The following is an 18,047-nucleotide window of genomic DNA, read 5'->3' on the forward strand; positions in this document are numbered from 1 at the left end:
ATAGCGCGTAATTAAAACAGGAATGGAAATGAATAAGAGCACTCTGGCAATAGTGGTGAGTATCATCGCATCAGCCTCTGTTCACGCCGCCGAGGTTTACAATAAAAACGGTAATAAGCTTGATGTGTATGGAAAAGTTAAAGCCATGCACTATATGAGCGATTATGACAGCAAAGATGGCGATCAAAGCTACGTTCGTTTTGGTTTTAAAGGCGAAACGCAAATTAACGATCAATTGACCGGCTACGGGCGCTGGGAAGCTGAGTTTGCCGGTAATAAAGCCGAAAGTGATTCGTCCCAGCAAAAAACCCGCCTGGCCTTTGCAGGCCTGAAATTAAAAGATATCGGTTCTTTTGACTATGGACGTAACCTGGGCGCGCTGTACGATGTTGAGGCCTGGACGGATATGTTTCCCGAATTCGGCGGCGACTCTTCCGCCCAGACCGATAATTTTATGACTAAACGCGCCAGCGGGCTGGCGACTTACCGCAATACCGATTTCTTCGGCATCGTTGATGGACTGGATCTTACCTTACAGTATCAGGGGAAAAACGAAGATCGCGATGTGAAAAAGCAAAACGGCGACGGCTTCGGCACTTCCGTGAGCTATGATTTCGGCGGCAGCGATTTTGCCGTCAGCGGCGCTTATACTCTCTCCGATCGCACCAGGGAGCAAAATCTGCAGCGCCGCGGTACGGGCGATAAAGCCGAAGCCTGGGCTACGGGTGTAAAGTATGACGCGAATGATATTTATATTGCGACTTTCTATTCAGAAACCCGCAACATGACGCCAGTTTCCGGCGGATTTGCCAATAAAACCCAAAACTTCGAGGCAGTTATCCAGTATCAGTTTGATTTTGGTCTGCGTCCGTCATTAGGCTATGTGCTGTCAAAAGGCAAAGATATTGAGGGCGTCGGCAGTGAGGATTTGGTGAATTACATTGACGTTGGCGCAACCTATTACTTCAACAAAAATATGTCCGCGTTTGTAGATTACAAAATCAATCAGCTTGATAGCGATAACACGTTAGGCATTAATGACGATGATATTGTGGCAATAGGGTTGACCTACCAGTTCTGATAAGTCGCATTGTGCCTGATGGCGCTACGCCATCAGGCATGACAGCAGGGTTATGCCGACAGTTTTACCGGCTCGTCGTTGAAATCGTCAGACGGCTCCAGCGCCAGCTCCATAGAAATCAGCAGGTCGCGTAGCTTTTCATGAAACTCGCGTAGCGTGTATTCCAGTCGCTCCACCACTTCGGTTTCGTTAATCGGCACTGCGGTCCAGTTGCCCTCTTTATCAAACAAACCAAACTGATAACGATAAGTGAAGCGTTTCTCTTGTGCTTCCAGCTCCATCCACCAGCCCCAAAATTCACGCTTCTCTGGCGCGGGCTTCACGTTGACGCAAACTGCCAGGCAATCGAAAAAAAAACGATTGTCTTCGCACTGCCCTTCCCGGATATAGGGGCCAAGCGCGGTAAATTTCTTGATCAATCTACTTTTCGGGTGTCCACTCGGTAACGTCATTGCGATCTCCTTTAATGAAGCAACTGTTTTACCAAATCAATAGAATTTATCAATCTATTAACACAATCTATGATTAATCCAGTCGGTAATTTCTTGCAGCGCGCGGTCAAAATTGCGGTACACCGGGTTAAAAGGGATCTCTATCAGCTTACCGTCTGAAGATGATGTTGTAATTAAGCGAGACTCTTCTTCCGGGCTGAAAGGATCGTTTTTCCAGAAGCCGGAAAGCATTGGCGTAGGACAACGTCTGCCCAGTAGCCCCTGTACTTTCAACGAATAGCGATTGAGCTCCACACGCAGCGCCTCATCCGAAGCATCATGCATACCCAGACGGCTGGCCAGCACATCCAGATACATCTCCGGCACCGTGCTCTGTCGTTGCGGATCGCTAAGTAGCGCATGGACCACCGGCCCCAGGCAAGCCACCGCTTTCAAACGCGGCGCTTCCAGATAGGCCAGACGCACCGCAACATTGGCGCCAAAACGGAAACCAAACGCCGCAACACGGGTATGATCCACCCAGGGGACATTAGGAAGCGCTTTTAACACATGCTGGTGGAGCAAGCTAGAATCCTGGGTTAATTTCCACTTTGATGAAAATCCAACCGAAGGCATATCAAGCGTTAACATTGCAATACCGCGCGGCGCGAAATAGCGTTCATACAGGGTGTAATAGTCGGTTTGCATGGCGTCCAGGCCGCCGCACATGAGCACCATCGGAAACGGACCATCCCCTTTCGGCATATGTAAAAACGCGGTGACAGGCGAACCGCCAGGAACGGCAAATTCCATTTCACGTAACGAGCCTGGCAACCGCTGCGCGGCCTCTTCATAGGCGCGATTCGCCAGCGCCTGCGCCTGCTCCGCCAGCTCATCGCCCTTCAAATGCGGGTAGGCGGCAATGTTATAGAGCGTTGAGGCATGAAGCCAGTAGCGTCCGCTGCGCATGGCGTCCTGTTCCTGACAGGCTTTCTGCTGCCAGTCCATCGCCTGCTTTGCCCACTCATAAATCCAGTTGCCGCCGCGGTAACCGATGACCGTATCGTATAAATCATCATCCGTTCGCTCTGCGTCGCTCATCACAATACGCGCCTGCACATCAAGGATTTCTCGTGGATCAACGCCGCGCCAAATCCACATCAGGCGGTTTATCATGCGATACCAGTGCGGGACGTTCTTACCGTCCAGCGCGGATTGCATGGGCGGCTGCGACCCACGATTGAACCGACGGACAAGGGTAGACGTTTCAGTATGTTTAAAGCGGGGTTTGAACAGGGTTTCGCTGAGGTTAGCCTGTGTCATTCGTGCAGCCTCCTTGGATACTCATAGAGGCTTATTGTAACCAATAAAACAGCGCCCGGCATTGCCGGGCGCTCTGAAAAGCTGCTGATTAACGACCTGAAATCGGCGGTACAAATACCACACCCATATCCCAGGGCTGCTCAATCCAGGTGTTCTGAGGAATATCAATAACATAATCATCAACCAGCGGACGGCCCGCCGGTTTAGCGAAAATCGTGACGAAATGCGCTTTAGGGTACATTTCGCGAATCGCGACGGCGGTGCCGCCGGTATCGACCAGATCGTCGATGACGATAAAGCCTTCGCCGTCGCCTTCTGCACGTTTCAGCACTTTCAGTTCGCGCTGGTTATCGTGATCGTAGCTGGAGATGCATACGGTATCGACATGACGAATGCCCAATTCACGCGCCAGTAGTGCGCCCGGTACAAGGCCGCCACGACTTACGGCAATAATGCCTTTCCATTGTTCTGAAGGCATGAGGCGGCTCGCCAGTTTGCGTGCGTGAATCTGCAACATGTCCCAGGTGACGACGTATTTTTCGCTCATGTGAAGTGTCCCAGCCTGTTTATCTACGGCTTAAAAAGTGTTCGAGGGGGAAATAGTTGCGCGAGATTATAGAGACCTGACGCGCTAAAAACCAGTGTTTAGCGGAATCCACGCCTCTTTTTGTATGCTTTATACTACCCGCAGGCGGAGAAAGTGGTATTCTCAGTCGCATCTCGTAAGAGTTATCAATTCCGCTAACCCTGTGGCCTGTAAGAACGTTTTTCAGACCACCGCCAAGGAGACTTATCGTGTCTGAACTGTCTCAGTTATCACCACAACCTTTGTGGGATATTTTTGCCAAAATCTGTTCTATTCCTCACCCGTCCTATCACGAAGAGCAACTCGCGGAACATATTGTGAGTTGGGCCAAAGAGAAAGGCCTTTACGTGGATCGCGACCAGGTCGGTAATATTCTGATCCGTAAGCCCGCCACTGCAGGTATGGAAAATCGCAAGCCGGTCGTTTTACAGGCGCATCTGGATATGGTGCCGCAAAAAAATAGCGACACCGTTCACGACTTCACTACAGATCCTATCCAGCCTTATATTGATGGCGAATGGGTTAAAGCGCGCGGTACTACGCTCGGCGCCGACAATGGTATTGGAATGGCTTCTGCGTTAGCGGTACTGGCTGATGATAATGTCGTCCACGGCCCGCTGGAAGTGCTGCTGACCATGACCGAAGAAGCCGGCATGGATGGCGCGTTCGGCCTCCAGTCCGGCTGGTTGCAGGCCGACATCCTGATCAACACCGACTCTGAAGAAGAAGGTGAGATCTATATGGGCTGCGCAGGCGGCATCGATTTTACCTCTAATCTGCCGTTGACCCGTGAAGCTGTACCCGCAGGATTTGCATGCTTTAAGCTAACCCTGAAAGGCCTGAAAGGCGGCCACTCCGGTGGTGAAATTCACCTCGGCCTTGGCAATGCCAACAAATTGCTGGCGCGTTTTCTGGCCGGGCACGCAGAAGAACTGGATCTGCGTCTGATCGATTTCAACGGCGGCACGCTGCGTAACGCGATTCCGCGCGAAGCGTTCGCTACCCTCGCCGTTGCCGCAGACAACGTAGGCGCTCTGAAAACATTAGTGAACGCTTACCAGGATATTCTGAAAAACGAACTGGCGGAAAAAGAGAAAAACCTGACGCTGCAACTCAATGACGTTGCGAATGATAAAGCCGCATTGACCGCGCCGTCACGCGATACCTTTGTGCGCCTGCTGAACGCAACGCCGAACGGCGTGATCCGCAATTCAGACGTGGCGAAAGGCGTAGTGGAAACATCGCTGAACGTTGGTGTGGTCACAATGTCTGAGGCGAATGTCGAAATTCACTGCCTGATTCGCTCTCTTATCGACAGCGGTAAAGATTATGTGGTGAGTATGCTGGATTCGCTGGGCAAGCTGGCTGGCGCGAAAACCGAAGCAAAAGGCAGCTATCCTGGCTGGCAGCCCGATGCGAACTCGCCGGTGATGCACCTGGTGCGGGAAACCTATCAGCGTCTGTTCAACAAGACACCGAACATCCAGATTATCCACGCCGGCCTGGAATGCGGTCTGTTTAAGAAACCCTATCCGGATATGGACATGGTTTCTATTGGGCCTACCATTACCGGACCTCACTCTCCGGATGAGCAGGTACATATCGAAAGCGTCGGCCACTACTGGACTCTGCTGACCGAATTGCTGAAAGCGATTCCTGCGAAGTAAGAAAGCGCTAAAATGCCCGTCCCATTTCTGGACGGGCTATCAATATGGAATATCGGGTATCCATTGCCAGATAAGCTCTCCTGGATGCGCTGAATAGCGCTGCGGCTACACGCGAATAGCCAGACAGCCCTATAACAGCGCTGGTAGCACCGAATTATTGTGGCGTAAACGCCATTCCTTTAAATATCCGCAGCGGATTGCCGCGCTCAATCTGATGATGGAACAGACGCCTTTCAGACTTCAACGCCGCACACTCATTTTGCCGTTGCTGTTCCAGCCGCCAGGCAATCAGCAGCCGGGCCAGACGCTTATTCGCATGTTGACTGCGCTCCGACTGAACCTTCACACTAATCCCGCTCGCCAGGTGCGTGGCCCGCACTGCCGAGTCGGTTTTATTAACGTGCTGCCCACCCGGGCCGGAAGAGCGCAGAGTCTCGAAACGAATCTCATCAGACTGTATGTGCTCGTCGGCGGAAAAGCGCCCAATGCCGACGTACCAGTTTTTTCGCCCATGGTGCGGACGATACGGGCTGGTACAAATCCACAGTAACGTGCCGCACCAACGTTCACTGAAAGCCATAGCTTTTTCGCCGTCCAGCGAGACCAGCGCGGAACGCAGCGTGTCTGGTAATCGTCCCGGCTCTGTTTCAAGCCGTGTCAGCGATACCTTTTCTCTGGCGGCTTCTTTCGTCAGACAATCCAGCGCTTTTTTTACCGCCAGACAACACTCGTCCGGTCCCTGTGCGGAAGAAAGTTGCAGTAAGATCATGCGCTTTTCTCCCCTGAGGTTTTCAGCGTCAGCACCGGACGCAGGCAGGCAACCGGCGTAATCAGTCCGGCGTCTGCCAGACAATCCACAACGCTATCGATGGATTTATACGCCTGCGGCGCTTCTTCATAAATGAGCTGGCGATCGCGGCAAATCACCCGGCTACCCATCCCGGTACGGCAGAGCTGTCGCGGGGTAAATTTTGCCGATAACCGGTCTTTACACTCGGTACGCATCCATTTGCGCCCCGCGCCGTGCGCCAGGGAGAAGAGGCTCTCCTCGCTGACGACGGGTTTCACCAGCCAGCTATAATCGCCGCGCGAGCCGGGGATAATCACCAGTCCCTGCCCATCTGGCGTAGCGCCTTTACGGTGCAGCCACCCCGCCTCACCCGCGACAGTACAGGGTTCAACGAAGTTATGCGCCACATCCAGTCGTGGTTCGCCCTCAGCCTTGAGTTGTTGCAGTATCCGGCGGGCAATCAGCGCGCGATTACTGCGGGCAAATGCCAGCGCATGGTCATGTTCTGCAAGGTAGCGGCGCGCATCGTCGCTATCTTCCGGCAAACCGTTATGCGAAAACGCCTCCACATGACGACGCAGGATAGCTTGCCCCAGACCGCGTGAACCACTGTGTACCAGCAGTAATAACTGCGCTTTTTGCAACCCCGACAAAGCGAACGAATCAGCATCGACGATGCGATCGACCTGTTGCAGCTCGGCAAAATGATTGCCGCCGCCAATGGAACCCAGCGCAGAGCGCCACGAATGATGCTGCATTGCGGCGGGGACATTCTCCTCCAGCCACTGCGCGTCCGCCACGTCAGGCAGCGACGCCAGCCGCTTCTCCAGTTTATCGGCGTTATATTTACGCCCTAAAATATCCGTTTGCCATAACGCCATGCCGCAGCCGATATCGTTGCCGACCAGCGCCGGATAAAAGCGTCCACGCGAGAAAAAGGCTGCGCCAATAGGGTAGCCGCGCCCCGGATGCAGATCTGGCATCCCGATAACGCGTTTCATACCGGTTAACTTAGCCGTCGTATATAATTGTTGGATCGCGGAGTCTTCGATCCACAGGTTATCCGATGCGATAGAAAATACCACATCTGATAAAGGACGAATATAATTGCCCATATACCATTCCATATATGAATTAAAAAATCAGGAAATGGCAGACTAATCCTGGGCAATAAAAGAAAATTAATCCTAGAAAGGTCTGCAAAGTGCGTTCAGAGAATAAAGTGTCATGATGAACCTCCTTTGCAGTTATTGAGAATGAGAAAACGCGGGTATAGTAATACTGAAATTTAGATGGCGCAATCGTAATAGTGATAAAATATTAATGGCCTGACTTATAACCCTAACACCAACTGTCGTTCCAGTTGAGGGTCGAGCAGCGTTACGTGTAGCCCCACCAGCCGTACGCCGCGCTCGCCGCGACGCTCGTCCCAGGTTTTACGGGCGGTGGTAATTAAGTCTTCTTTATTTAATTGCGGCCAGACATGTTCCTGAGTGGTTTGCTGAAAATCATTAAATTTTAATTTAACGCCCTGTCGGGCAATCAGTAAATCGGGCTTTACTATAGCCAGACGACGCTCCAGTTCCGGATATAAATGTTCAATAATGGCCTCGCAGTCCGACCATTCATGAATATCCTCCGCCAGAGTACGCTCAACACCTACCGATTTACGCAGCCTTTCGCTGTTAACATCACGCTCGTCAATACCCTGACTACGCTCCCATAATACCCGGCCAAATTTACCAAAGCGTTTGAGAAGCATCGCCAGATCGCACTGTTGAATATCCCCGCAGGTTCTTAACCCCATATTTTCCAGTTTAGCGGCGGAAACTTTCCCCACGCCTGGAATTTTGGCTAACGGCAACGTTTTAAGAAAGCCGGGTACATCGGCTGGCGTAATAACATATTGTCCGTTCGGTTTATTGAGATCGGAGGCGATCTTCGCCAGAAATTTCACTGGCGCAACGCCGGCGGAGGCGGTGAGTTGCAGTTCATTGAAAATAGTCTGACGAATCTCCCTGGCGATCAGAGTTGCCGAACCATAACAGTGCGGGCTGTCAGTCACATCCAGCCAGGCTTCATCCAGCGAGAGCGGTTCAATCAGTGAAGTGTAGCGGGAAAAGATGTCACGTACATGCCGCGAAGCCTCTTTATAGGCGTCAAAGCGGCCAGGCAGTAAGGTGAGATGGGGGCACAGCTTTAGCGCCATGGCGGTCGGCATCGCGCTACGTACGCCAAACTGGCGCGCAGGATAGTTGGCGGTACTGATAACGCCTCTTCGCTCACGACTCCCGCCAATGGCAATGGGGATATCGCGTAACGCCGGATTATCACGCATCTCTACCGCGGCAAAAAAACAGTCCATATCAACATGTATGATTTTGCGCATCGCTCGCCCCCACAATACTGTTTAAGTGTACAGTATGTTTTATTGCGCGCAAAGAGACATTCGCGTTAAAAATGCGACATATTCGAAGGTATGACGACGAAAGCGGCGGGAAAATTGTAAACGTACACACGGGGACTTGCGAAAAACTGCCGTGGTGCTAATGTGAGCGCTCCAAATCCAGATTACTCCGATTTGGGGACTCTTTTGCCGTTCTGGCGTGTGTAACCGTTTTATCAAGGAACAAGCAGTATGCGTAAAATCGCATTTTTTCTTGCGATGCTTCTGATGCCGTGCGTCTCATTTGCCGGTTTGCTGAGCAGCAGCAGCCCCGTCACGCCGGTCAGTAAAGAGTATAAGCAGCAGTTAATGGGCTCACCGGTCTATATTCAGATTTTTAAAGAAGAGCGCACTCTTGATCTCTACGTCAAAATGGGTGAGCAATACCAGTTGCTTGATAGCTACAAAATTTGCAACTATTCCGGCGGGTTAGGCCCGAAACGCCGTCAGGGCGATTTTAAAAGTCCGGAAGGGTTTTACAACGTTCAGCGTAATCAACTCAAGCCAGACAGCCGTTTTTATAAGGCCATCAACATTGGTTTTCCCAATGCCTACGATCGCGCGCATGGCTATGATGGTAAATATCTGATGATTCACGGCGCCTGTGTTTCCGTCGGCTGCTATGCCATGACCGACAGCGGCATTGATGAGATTTTCCAGTTTGTCACCGCCGCGCTGGTCTTTGGTCAGCCGAGCGTACAGGTGAGTATTTATCCGTTCCGGATGACCGACGCCAATATGCAGCGTCATAAGTATTCTTATTACAAAGATTTCTGGGCGCAGCTAAAACCCGGCTACGATTATTTTGAACAGACGCATAAGCCGCCAACTGTTTCTATCGTTGATGGACGTTACGTCGTGAGCAAACCGTTGAGTCACGAAGTCGTTCAGCCACAGCTGGCCTCAAATTATACGCTCTCCGAGGCAAAATAACGCCCATTCGCCTGGCATAATCTTTTGCCAGGTTTCATTCCCCGTTAGCGGCTGGGTAGCAATCACGGTAACCACGTCATTTGGCGTGGTCTGTGAACTGAAATCAATTTCCATATCCTGATCCACCAGCGTGGCTACGCCAAACGGCGCCCGGCGAGTGATCCAGTGCAAATGGGTTGAGCAAAACGCCATCACATATCGCCCATCTGACAGCAGCATGTTAAAAACGCCTTTTTCACGTAATACCGTCGCCAGTGTCGCAATATATTTAAATACCGCCGTCATGTTGCCCGGCGTGCGGGGATAACGCTGCGTTAATTTATGCAATAGCCAGCAAAACGCTTTTTCGCTGTCGGTTTCCCCCACCGGACGAAAATTACCGGTTTCCAGCGACTTATAACCGTTGAGCTGACCGTTATGAGCATAAGTCCAGTTGCGTCCCCATAATTCCCGGGTAAAAGGGTGTGTATTTTCCAGCGCCACTTCACCGCGATTAGCCTGACGGATATGGGCGATAACCGAGCAGGACTTGATCGGGTAATTCTGTACCAGTTTCGCAATCGGCGAATGGTAGCTCGGTTGCGGATCTTTAAACGTGCGACAGCCCTTTCCTTCGTAAAAGGTAATTCCCCAGCCGTCTTTATGCGGCCCGGTTCCGCCGCCACGCTGCACCAGTCCGGTGAAGCTAAAGCAGATATCCGTCGGCACATTGGCGCTCATCCCAAGCAGTTCGCACATACATCACCTACCTTAAAACGGTTAATTGCCTGATAAGACCAGCAAAGCACAGCTCGTAGCTACCGTCTTGAACGTCAAGCGGTAGCTACATAATTTTCATCCCACGGAAGCCGCGTTTTCAACACGCCGAAGCATAAATGTACCAGTTTGCGCATCACAGCTCCCAGCGCGGCTTTCTTCGCCTTGCCCTTTGCGACCAGCCTTTCATAGATAGCCTTCGCCTGTTTGTTCCAGCGGCTCGCGGTCAGCGCTGCAACGTACAGCTTAGCCCGCACTCCTGACGGTCCTGTTTTTGACATATGTGGTCTGCCACGCACTGAGCTCCCCGACGTTTTCTCTACCGGTGTCAGTCCCAGATAGGCCGCCACCTGTGAGGCGCTTTTGAACGTCCCGTCTTTCAGCAACGCCAGCATCTCCCGCCCGACCTGATCTTTCACTCCCTTGATTGATTTCAGTAACTCGAGATCAGCCTTCAGCCCCGGATCGTTATCCGTATGATCGGTTATCAGCTTCTCTATCCGGGCCAGTTCCTCGTTCAGCCAGCTCTTTGTTCGCTCAAGTGAACGGATGACCTCCTGTGGTGTGGATGTGGAATTCGCTTTTTCCAGCCGGTTCACCGTACGCTGTACATCCTCTCTCAGCGCATCCCGCTGGCGCAGCAATGCCCTCAGCTTACGTACTTCAGGCGAAGGAGGAACCCAGACAGCCGGGGACTTCAGCTCGCCATAACAGGCCAGCACGAAGGCATCGACAGCATCATTCTTGTTGAGGATATCCATCCCGTGGGCAAATTCGCGGACACGACAGGGGTTGGCCATGCAGACGCTGACACCGGCCTCATGCAGGCCATACGCCAGATTTTCATGGTAAATACCCGTCGCTTCCAGTACGACAGTCACGCTTTCAGGAACACATTTTTGTGCGTTCAGCCAGTCGATAACTTTACGGGCAACGGCGGGTTCGTTAGTCAGAACCTTGTGCTTTTTTTTACCGCCGGGGCCGGCAGTAAGCAGACAAAGATCGATTTTATTTTTACTGACATCAATACCGAGAGTACACACAGAACACCTCCTTTCACCTGAGCCAACACGCCATTCCAGCCTTGTACATACGAAGTCAACGCTTCTGGTTACCGTTCGGATTTTGAGTGACGTGAAAGGTGAAACGGGAGGCTTAAGCTACATCGGAAGCTCAGAGTCTTCAGGCCGGATACAAGCTTCTCCCGTTTCAGATAGCTGACAGCTAATCAGCTATCTGTTCAGGATACAAGGCCGGATAAGACGCTTGCGTCGCCATCCGCCACAATGCCCGATGGCGCTTCGCTTATCGGGCCTACACGTTCCAGGCCCGATAAGACCGGCAAATATTATCGGCTTATTTAACCATCTCTTTTTCGATCAGTTGAATCAGGATATGAATTACTTTGATATGAATTTCCTGAATACGATCGGCATAACCGAAGTGCGGTACGCGAATTTCAATATCCGCCGTTCCCGCCATTTTGCCGCCGTCTTTGCCGGTCAACGTAATCACTTTCATGCCTTTTTCACGGGCCGCGGCAATCGCTTTAATCACGTTACCAGAGTTACCCGACGTCGAGATCCCTAACAGGACATCGCCTTCGCGCCCTACCGCCTCAACGTAACGAGAGAAAATATAGTCATAGCCAAAATCATTACTGACGCAGGATATATGGCTAACATCAGAAATCGCAATTGCCGGGTAGCCCGGACGATTTTCACGATAACGACCTGTCAGCTCTTCAGCAAAGTGCATCGCATCGCAATGGGAGCCGCCGTTACCGCAGGAAAGTACCTTACCACCCGCTTTAAAACTGTCAGCCAACAGGACCGCCGCGCGCTGAATGGCGTGAATATTGGCGTCATCTTTTAAAAAATTAGCCAGCGTTTCCGCCGCTTCGTTCAGTTCGTTACGAATAAGATCCTGGTACATGAGGATATCCTTCAGCATGAATGTAAATGACAGTATGCAGTGTACCGGATAGCAGTACAGGCGAGAAGCATAAGCCGAATTAACGCCTCACGCTTTTGATTTTTCGTGCCACCAAAAACGGCAACAATGTGAGCTTTGTTGTAATTATTTTGTAAACACATTGATAAAAAATTTTACATCCACTACAACCTAATCATCACAAGTGGTCAGACCTCCTACAAGCAAGGGAGCTTTTCGTTATGATGATTTTGAGTATTATCGCTACGGTTGTTCTGCTCGGCGCATTGTTCTATCACCGCGTGAGTTTATTTCTCAGCAGCCTGATTCTGCTCGCCTGGACCGCCGCACTTGGCGTTGCTGGCCTGTGGTCCATCTGGCTGTTGGTTCCTCTGGCCATTATCCTCGTGCCGTTTAACCTCACACCGATGCGAAAATCAATGATTTCCGCACCGGTGTTCCGCGGCTTCCGTAAGGTCATGCCGCCGATGTCGCGCACTGAGAAAGAAGCGATTGATGCCGGTACAACCTGGTGGGAAGGCGATCTGTTCCAGGGCAAGCCAGACTGGAAAAAACTGCACAACTATCCGCAACCGCAACTCACTGCCGAAGAGCAAGCGTTTCTCGACGGTCCGGTAGAAGAAGCGTGCCGGATGGCGAACGATTTCCAGATTACCCATGAACTGGCGGATCTGCCGCCGGAACTGTGGGCTTATCTGAAAGAGCATCGTTTTTTTGCGATGATCATTAAAAAAGAGTACGGTGGGCTGGAGTTCTCCGCTTATGCGCAGTCCCGTGTACTGCAAAAACTGTCCGGCGTCTCCGGGATTCTGGCTATCACCGTCGGCGTTCCAAACTCACTCGGCCCTGGCGAGTTGTTGCAGCACTATGGTACGGAAGAGCAGAAGAATCACTATCTGCCGCGACTGGCGCGCGGCCAGGAGATCCCCTGCTTTGCGCTGACCAGCCCGGAAGCAGGTTCTGATGCAGGCGCCATTCCGGATACCGGCGTGGTTTGCATGGGCGAATGGCAGGGCCAGCAGGTGCTGGGTATGCGCCTGACCTGGAACAAGCGTTACATTACGCTGGCGCCGATAGCTACCGTGTTGGGCCTGGCGTTTAAGCTTTCCGATCCGGATAGATTGTTAGGCGGAGAAGAAGAGCTGGGTATTACCTGCGCCCTGATCCCCACCTCAACGCCGGGTGTGGAAATTGGTCGTCGTCACTTCCCGCTTAACGTTCCGTTCCAGAATGGCCCAACCCGCGGTAACGATATTTTCGTGCCTATTGATTATATTATCGGCGGCCCCAAAATGGCCGGACAGGGCTGGCGTATGCTGGTGGAATGTTTGTCGGTAGGACGCGGTATTACCCTGCCGTCCAACTCCACTGGCGGGGTGAAATCCGTCGCGCTGGCAACCGGCGCCTATGCTCACATTCGTCGTCAGTTCAAAATATCTATCGGCAAGATGGAAGGTATTGAGGAACCGCTGGCGCGTATTGCAGGTAACGCTTATGTGATGGATGCCGCCGCATCGTTAATCACCTATGGCATTATGCTGGGTGAAAAACCGGCGGTACTGTCGGCTATCGTGAAGTACCACTGCACCCACCGCGGCCAGCAGTCCATTATTGACGCGATGGATATCACTGGGGGTAAAGGCATTATGCTGGGCGAGAGCAACTTCCTGGCGCGTGCTTACCAGGGCGCGCCTATCGCGATCACCGTGGAAGGCGCGAATATCCTGACCCGTAGCATGATGATCTTTGGTCAGGGCGCCATTCGCTGCCATCCTTATGTACTGGAAGAGATGGCCGCAGCGCAGAATAATGATGTGAATGCCTTTGATAAGCTGTTGTTTAAACATATCGGCCATGTCGGCAGCAATACCGTCCGCAGTTTCTGGCTTGGCCTGACCCGCGGATTAACGAGCCATACGCCAACCGGCGACGCCACGAAGCGTTATTACCAGCATCTGAACCGACTGAGCGCAAACCTGGCGCTGCTGTCTGACGTGTCAATGGCGGTACTGGGCGGCAGCCTGAAACGCCGCGAGCGTATCTCCGCGCGTCTGGGCGATGTGTTGAGTCAGCTTTATCTGGCCTCAGCCGTACTGAAGCGTTACGACGACGAAGGTCGCCACGAAGCCGACCTGCCGCTGGTACACTGGGGCGTACAGGATGCGCTGTATCGTGCTGAACAAGCGATGGACGATCTGCTGCAGAACTTCCCGAACCGCGTCGTGGCCGGATTGCTCACCGCGATGATCTTCCCGACTGGCCGTCATTATCTGGCGCCGTCTGATAAGCTGGATCACGCCGTGGCGAAGATCCTGCAAGTGCCGAACGCCACACGTTCACGCATTGGGCGCGGCCAGTATCTGACACCCGCCGAACATAATCCGGTCGGTTTACTGGAAGAAGCGCTGCGTGATGTCATCGCTGCCGACCCTATCCACCAGCGCATCTGCAAAGAACTGGGTAAAAATCTGCCGTTTACTCGTCTGGATGAACTGGCGCGCAATGCGCTGGCGAAAGGGCTTATAGATAAAGATGAAGCCGCCATCCTGGCGAAAGCGGAAGAGAGCCGCCTGCGCAGTATCAACGTTGATGATTTTGAACCTGAAGCGCTGGCGACCAAACCGGTAAAGCTGCCGGAGAAAGTGCGTAAAGTCGAAGCCGCATAATCAGTCTCGTGTCTTTCCTGCCCCGCTTTCGCGGGGCTTTTTCTTGCCGCTTTTTTATTATTGCTCATGCTACAGTGTAAAGACGCTGTTCAATGAGGAGCTCCGATCGTGTCTGGTTTGAAAATTACTCTGTTGCAACAACCTTTAGTCTGGATGGACGGCCCGGCAAACCTGCGTCATTTTGACAGACAGCTAGAGCTCGTATCTGGCCGGGATGTGATTGTTCTGCCTGAAATGTTTACCACCGGCTTCGCGATGGAGGCCGCTAATAACTCACTTTCGCAAGATAGCGTGATTACGTGGATGCAGGCCAAAGCCCGACAAACTGACGCTCTGATTGCCGGCAGCGCGGCGCTACAAACTGAGCGCGGCGCCGTAAATCGCTTCTTACTGGTTGAACCGGAAGGCAAAGTTCATCTCTATGATAAGCGCCATCTGTTTCGTATAGCGGATGAACATCAACATTATGTCGCAGGCGATAAACGCATCATCGTGCAGTGGCGCGGTTGGCGCATTCTGCCGCTGATCTGTTACGATCTGCGTTTTCCGATATGGTCGCGCAACCGCAATGATTACGATCTGGCGCTGTATGTAGCGAACTGGCCCGCGCCGCGCTCGCTACACTGGCAAACATTACTGACGGCGCGCGCTATTGAAAATCAGGCTTATGTCGCAGGCTGCAACCGGGTTGGCACCGATGGTAACGGGCTACATTATCGCGGCGATAGCCGGATCATTAATCCCCAGGGTGATATTATCGCCACCGCCGAACCACACCAGGCGACACGTATCGATGCCGATCTTTCTCTCGTCGCCTTGCAGGATTATCGCGAAAAATTTCCAGCCTGGCGCGATGCCGATCCATTCACCTTGTAAGCAACCTGCCGCTCACCGCGGCGGGATTGTTTCACTCCGTAACTCTCCGTAAAACAAATTCGCGTGGCGTAATGTGGCAGGCAACGTATTCTGACTAAGAGCCTATCCCACCAGGCGTTATTGGCGCAGCCAGTTTGGACACGGACAGCGCGCAAAAACCGGAGCGTACACGTAGTACGTGAGGTTTGACTCGCTACGCTCGCCCTTCGGGCCGCCGCTAGCGGCGTTCAAAACGCTAACGCGTTTTGGCGAGCACTGCCCAGGTCCAAAATGGCAAGTAAAATAGCCCTAATGGGATAGGCTCTAAGATAATTGCTCGCCATTCGTGGGTAATAAGAACGGTTAATCACTCCCTTATCAGGATATCTTCATGAAAAACTTTGTACGCACAACTTTACTGGCAGCGACTCTGGCGGGCGTTTCTTTTGGCGCTTTCGCCACCGCTGTCCCCAATCCTCCCCTGCCCGCCCAGGATCCTATTGTCCAGCATCTGAAGCTGACAAACGATCAGATTACCCGGATCAAAAAACTTCACCAACAACTGGAAACCGACGTCAGTCAGATTTCTATGAAGGGAATTAAAGACGGTGCGCTGATAGAGGTGATTAAATCCGGTAAATGGGATGACGCCGCCGTAAAACAGCAGCTTGCAGCCTTCAGTAACATAGAACAACAGGCTCGCTATTATCGGGTTAAATATTATTTTGATTTAAGCAAAGTCTTAACACCAGAACAGCGTCAACAGGTACAACAAGATCTCGCCCAGGCACTTGAGTAAATATTTTTGCCCGTTATTCCTGGATAACGGGCTTTATCCAGGTCGGGTACAAATTCATCTTCATCTTTTTGTTACAGCATCGCTCTATCTAACACTACCCGTTACATAACGTAGAAGTGAAACCGTACGTGGGGCAATTTGGCGAGGAGATGGATTTCCATACCGACGATTATCGTATTGTTATTTAAAATTTTCATCTCATTTTTTACCCGCTTACAGAAAACCCAGCGTTACAATAGACCGTTTTTTGGGCTTCGTTTATGTAATCGTTATATCACACCCTATACCGTGAAACTTGTCTTTTAGCCCAATATTAAGGCAGGTTCTGAAATGAAAAACTTTTTCGCAGTCTGCATCATTCCCCTTGTGGTAGCCTGGTCCGCTACTGCATCAGCAAAAGAAGGGATCTATATCACCGGGAAAGCGGGGACATCCGTAGTCAATGTCTATGGAATCAACTCAACCTTCAGCCAGGATGAGATAGTTAATGGTCATGCAACGTTACCTGACCGTACCAAAGGCGTTTTTGGCGGCGGGGTTGCTATCGGTTATGACTTTTATGATCCATTCCAGCTTCCAGTACGTTTAGAACTGGATACCACTTTCAGAGGTGAGACGGATGCTAAAGGCGGGCAGGATATTATTGCATTTGGTCAGCCAGTACACATAAATGTAAAAAATCAGGTCCGAATGACCACTTACATGGTTAATGGCTATTATGATTTTCACAATAGTACGGCGTTTACACCCTATATCAGCGCAGGCGTTGGCCTCGCTCATGTGAAGCTAAGTAATAACACCATTCCTGTTGGTTTTGGTATTAATGAAACTCTGTCTGCTTCAAAAAATAACTTTGCCTGGGGCGCAGGTATCGGTGCAAAATATGCTGTAACAGATAATATTATGATTGACGCCAGTTATAAATACATTAATGCAGGCAAAGTGAGCATTTCAAAAAATCACTATGCTGGTGATGAACATACCGCTTATGATACAGACACAAAGGCTGCCTCCAATGACTTCATGCTCGGCATTACTTACGCCTTTTAAACACTATCGGTAAAATAGCTGGTCCTGTGGGTTCCCGAAGGCGCAATGGAGGATATCAGTAATGAATACTCCTGCGCCTTCAGAAAATCGTTGAACAGGGGCAACCTGGCGCCATTTTTCAGTACACTGCAACGTTTCTGGTATGGGCTTAACTTCCGGCTGCCCAAAAACAGCCCCGTCCTGTTGTATGATCTCTAAATGTGAATGGCACGATTATGCGAGATACTTACAAGTGTCTGGTATGAAGATATACTGCGAACGCCGATGTAAACGGCGCGCGTAACATTTTAGAGCGGGACACGCCGTGCTTGCCTGTGGAAGGAGCGTGCAGTCAGGCAGCCCGTTGGAGCAGGAACCCACGCCCTTCAGGACGTGGAGGATGTCAATGCACAAGAATTGGGGAATCTTTAGCAGAATTTATTATCTCTACAGTAGCATCTCTCTTGTTCCCGTCATAAATAACCCAATGCCTCCAGAGCTGAAACCGCCTTCAGCATGAGCACTGGCTGCAAATAACACCAAATAAAATAATAATATAACAACTACCGAGACAAAAAACACCTCTCTAAAGTATTTAGAATTCATACAGTCAGCTCATTTAAATTTAACGTCACATGCAACCATGCATGCGTAAAACAAGAACCACACTCATATTAATAATGATTAGTAATGTGAGTGTGCGTATAACGAGATACAGATGCATATTCCTTA

The 18,047-nt window shown here is 51.3% G+C and carries 17 protein-coding genes and 1 pseudogene; 8 read left to right on the forward strand and 10 right to left on the reverse strand.

The genetic code is table 11. From position 1 onward, the window contains the following. The first annotated feature begins 28 nt into the window (after positions 1 to 28). Positions 29 to 1,081 carry a phosphoporin PhoE gene (gene phoE, locus HU143_RS17410; protein ID WP_001043667.1) on the forward strand — a complete coding sequence of 351 codons (1,053 nt, stop codon included), beginning with the start codon at positions 29 to 31 and terminating at the stop codon, positions 1,079 to 1,081. A gap of 50 nt (positions 1,082 to 1,131) precedes the next feature. On the opposite strand, the gene crl is transcribed toward phoE, so the two are convergent. From crl to gpt, 3 genes are all read right to left on the reverse strand, one after another. Beyond that, on the reverse strand, positions 1,132 to 1,533 hold the full coding sequence (gene crl / locus HU143_RS17415; RefSeq protein ID WP_000174693.1) for a sigma factor-binding protein Crl: 402 nt from the start codon (positions 1,531 to 1,533) through the stop codon (positions 1,132 to 1,134). A 57-nt stretch (positions 1,534 to 1,590) separates the two neighbouring features. Further along, complete coding sequence (gene frsA, locus HU143_RS17420) at positions 1,591 to 2,835, reverse strand: esterase FrsA (protein ID WP_051129355.1); 1,245 nt, start codon at positions 2,833 to 2,835, stop codon at positions 1,591 to 1,593. 88 nt (positions 2,836 to 2,923) lie between these two features. Continuing rightward, positions 2,924 to 3,382, reverse strand: a complete 459-nt coding sequence (gpt, locus tag HU143_RS17425) for a xanthine phosphoribosyltransferase (RefSeq protein WP_001292018.1) — start codon at positions 3,380 to 3,382, stop codon at positions 2,924 to 2,926. Positions 3,383 to 3,630: 248 nt separating this feature from the next. Here gpt and pepD point away from each other — a divergent pair, with 248 nt between their 5' ends. Then, the gene (pepD, locus tag HU143_RS17430; RefSeq protein ID WP_023227321.1) at positions 3,631 to 5,088 is read left to right on the forward strand and encodes a cytosol nonspecific dipeptidase; all 1,458 of its coding nucleotides are present in this window, start codon (positions 3,631 to 3,633) and stop codon (positions 5,086 to 5,088) included. 154 nt (positions 5,089 to 5,242) lie between these two features. Here pepD and prfH read toward each other — a convergent pair whose 3' ends face one another. The 3 genes from prfH to dinB form a co-directional block, all read right to left on the reverse strand. Continuing rightward, positions 5,243 to 5,857, reverse strand: a complete 615-nt coding sequence (gene prfH, locus HU143_RS17435) for a peptide chain release factor H (RefSeq protein WP_000602086.1) — start codon at positions 5,855 to 5,857, stop codon at positions 5,243 to 5,245. Continuing rightward, the gene (locus HU143_RS17440; RefSeq protein WP_023227322.1) at positions 5,854 to 6,993 is read right to left on the reverse strand and encodes an RNA ligase RtcB family protein; all 1,140 of its coding nucleotides are present in this window, start codon (positions 6,991 to 6,993) and stop codon (positions 5,854 to 5,856) included. The genes prfH and HU143_RS17440 overlap by 4 nt, the downstream gene beginning before the upstream one ends. A gap of 218 nt (positions 6,994 to 7,211) precedes the next feature. Continuing rightward, positions 7,212 to 8,267: a DNA polymerase IV gene (gene dinB / locus HU143_RS17445; RefSeq protein ID WP_001226204.1), complete on the reverse strand. Its 1,056-nt coding sequence runs from the start codon at positions 8,265 to 8,267 to the stop codon at positions 7,212 to 7,214. A 249-nt stretch (positions 8,268 to 8,516) separates the two neighbouring features. Between dinB and dpaA the strand changes: the two genes are divergently transcribed. Further along, a complete protein-coding gene (gene dpaA / locus HU143_RS17450; RefSeq protein ID WP_023227323.1) occupies positions 8,517 to 9,257 on the forward strand; it encodes a peptidoglycan meso-diaminopimelic acid protein amidase in 741 nt (246 codons plus the stop codon). Here the strand turns inward: dpaA and HU143_RS17455 are convergent. From HU143_RS17455 to lpcA, 3 genes are all read right to left on the reverse strand, one after another. Further along, positions 9,228 to 9,995 (reverse strand): class II glutamine amidotransferase, encoded by a 768-nt coding sequence (locus HU143_RS17455; protein WP_000333387.1) that lies wholly within the window; start codon positions 9,993 to 9,995, stop codon positions 9,228 to 9,230. The two genes, dpaA and HU143_RS17455, sit on opposite strands and share 30 nt — an antisense overlap. Before the next feature lie 74 nt (positions 9,996 to 10,069). After that, complete coding sequence (locus HU143_RS17460; protein WP_023226548.1) at positions 10,070 to 11,056, reverse strand: IS110 family transposase; 987 nt, start codon at positions 11,054 to 11,056, stop codon at positions 10,070 to 10,072. A gap of 313 nt (positions 11,057 to 11,369) precedes the next feature. Further along, complete coding sequence (lpcA, locus tag HU143_RS17465) at positions 11,370 to 11,948, reverse strand: D-sedoheptulose 7-phosphate isomerase (RefSeq protein WP_000284051.1); 579 nt, start codon at positions 11,946 to 11,948, stop codon at positions 11,370 to 11,372. 239 nt (positions 11,949 to 12,187) lie between these two features. Here lpcA and fadE point away from each other — a divergent pair, with 239 nt between their 5' ends. From fadE to pagN, 4 genes are all read left to right on the forward strand, one after another. Then, positions 12,188 to 14,632 (forward strand): acyl-CoA dehydrogenase FadE, encoded by a 2,445-nt coding sequence (fadE, locus tag HU143_RS17470; RefSeq protein WP_000973041.1) that lies wholly within the window; start codon positions 12,188 to 12,190, stop codon positions 14,630 to 14,632. Positions 14,633 to 14,740: 108 nt separating this feature from the next. After that, positions 14,741 to 15,508, forward strand: coding sequence for an amidohydrolase (locus HU143_RS17475; RefSeq protein ID WP_023226791.1), 768 nt, complete (start codon positions 14,741 to 14,743; stop codon positions 15,506 to 15,508). 370 nt (positions 15,509 to 15,878) lie between these two features. After that, on the forward strand, positions 15,879 to 16,286 hold the full coding sequence (locus HU143_RS17480) for a Spy/CpxP family protein refolding chaperone (protein ID WP_000788200.1): 408 nt from the start codon (positions 15,879 to 15,881) through the stop codon (positions 16,284 to 16,286). 330 nt (positions 16,287 to 16,616) lie between these two features. Further along, the gene (gene pagN / locus HU143_RS17485; protein WP_023226792.1) at positions 16,617 to 17,336 is read left to right on the forward strand and encodes an adhesin/invasin protein PagN; all 720 of its coding nucleotides are present in this window, start codon (positions 16,617 to 16,619) and stop codon (positions 17,334 to 17,336) included. A 3-nt stretch (positions 17,337 to 17,339) separates the two neighbouring features. Here the strand turns inward: pagN and HU143_RS17490 are convergent, their stop codons facing one another. Beyond that, positions 17,340 to 17,528 (reverse strand): hypothetical protein, encoded by a 189-nt coding sequence (locus HU143_RS17490; RefSeq protein WP_031603649.1) that lies wholly within the window; start codon positions 17,526 to 17,528, stop codon positions 17,340 to 17,342. A gap of 56 nt (positions 17,529 to 17,584) precedes the next feature. On the opposite strand from HU143_RS17490, the pseudogene HU143_RS17495 reads away from it, so the two are divergent. Beyond that, a pseudogene (locus tag HU143_RS17495) lies at positions 17,585 to 17,697 on the forward strand (hypothetical protein); the annotation flags it as partial. Positions 17,698 to 18,047 lie beyond the last annotated feature (350 nt).

Origin of the sequence: Salmonella sp. SJTUF14076 (genome assembly GCF_015534835.1) — a bacterium.
GTDB lineage: Bacteria > Pseudomonadota > Gammaproteobacteria > Enterobacterales > Enterobacteriaceae > Salmonella > Salmonella enterica.

Excerpts from the sequence above, each read along its gene's own strand:
- phoE (WP_001043667.1), top strand. The coding sequence starts at position 29 with ATGAATAAGAGCACTCTGGCAATAGTGGTGAGTATCATCGCATCAGCC.
- crl (WP_000174693.1), bottom strand. The coding sequence starts at position 1,533 with ATGACGTTACCGAGTGGACACCCGAAAAGTAGATTGATCAAGAAATTT.
- frsA (WP_051129355.1), bottom strand. The coding sequence starts at position 2,835 with ATGACACAGGCTAACCTCAGCGAAACCCTGTTCAAACCCCGCTTTAAA.
- gpt (WP_001292018.1), bottom strand. The coding sequence starts at position 3,382 with ATGAGCGAAAAATACGTCGTCACCTGGGACATGTTGCAGATTCACGCA.
- prfH (WP_000602086.1), bottom strand. The coding sequence starts at position 5,857 with ATGATCTTACTGCAACTTTCTTCCGCACAGGGACCGGACGAGTGTTGT.
- HU143_RS17440 (WP_023227322.1), bottom strand. The coding sequence starts at position 6,993 with ATGGGCAATTATATTCGTCCTTTATCAGATGTGGTATTTTCTATCGCA.
- dinB (WP_001226204.1), bottom strand. The coding sequence starts at position 8,267 with ATGCGCAAAATCATACATGTTGATATGGACTGTTTTTTTGCCGCGGTA.
- dpaA (WP_023227323.1), top strand. The coding sequence starts at position 8,517 with ATGCGTAAAATCGCATTTTTTCTTGCGATGCTTCTGATGCCGTGCGTC.
- HU143_RS17455 (WP_000333387.1), bottom strand. The coding sequence starts at position 9,995 with ATGTGCGAACTGCTTGGGATGAGCGCCAATGTGCCGACGGATATCTGC.
- lpcA (WP_000284051.1), bottom strand. The coding sequence starts at position 11,948 with ATGTACCAGGATCTTATTCGTAACGAACTGAACGAAGCGGCGGAAACG.
- fadE (WP_000973041.1), top strand. The coding sequence starts at position 12,188 with ATGATGATTTTGAGTATTATCGCTACGGTTGTTCTGCTCGGCGCATTG.
- HU143_RS17480 (WP_000788200.1), top strand. The coding sequence starts at position 15,879 with ATGAAAAACTTTGTACGCACAACTTTACTGGCAGCGACTCTGGCGGGC.
- pagN (WP_023226792.1), top strand. The coding sequence starts at position 16,617 with ATGAAAAACTTTTTCGCAGTCTGCATCATTCCCCTTGTGGTAGCCTGG.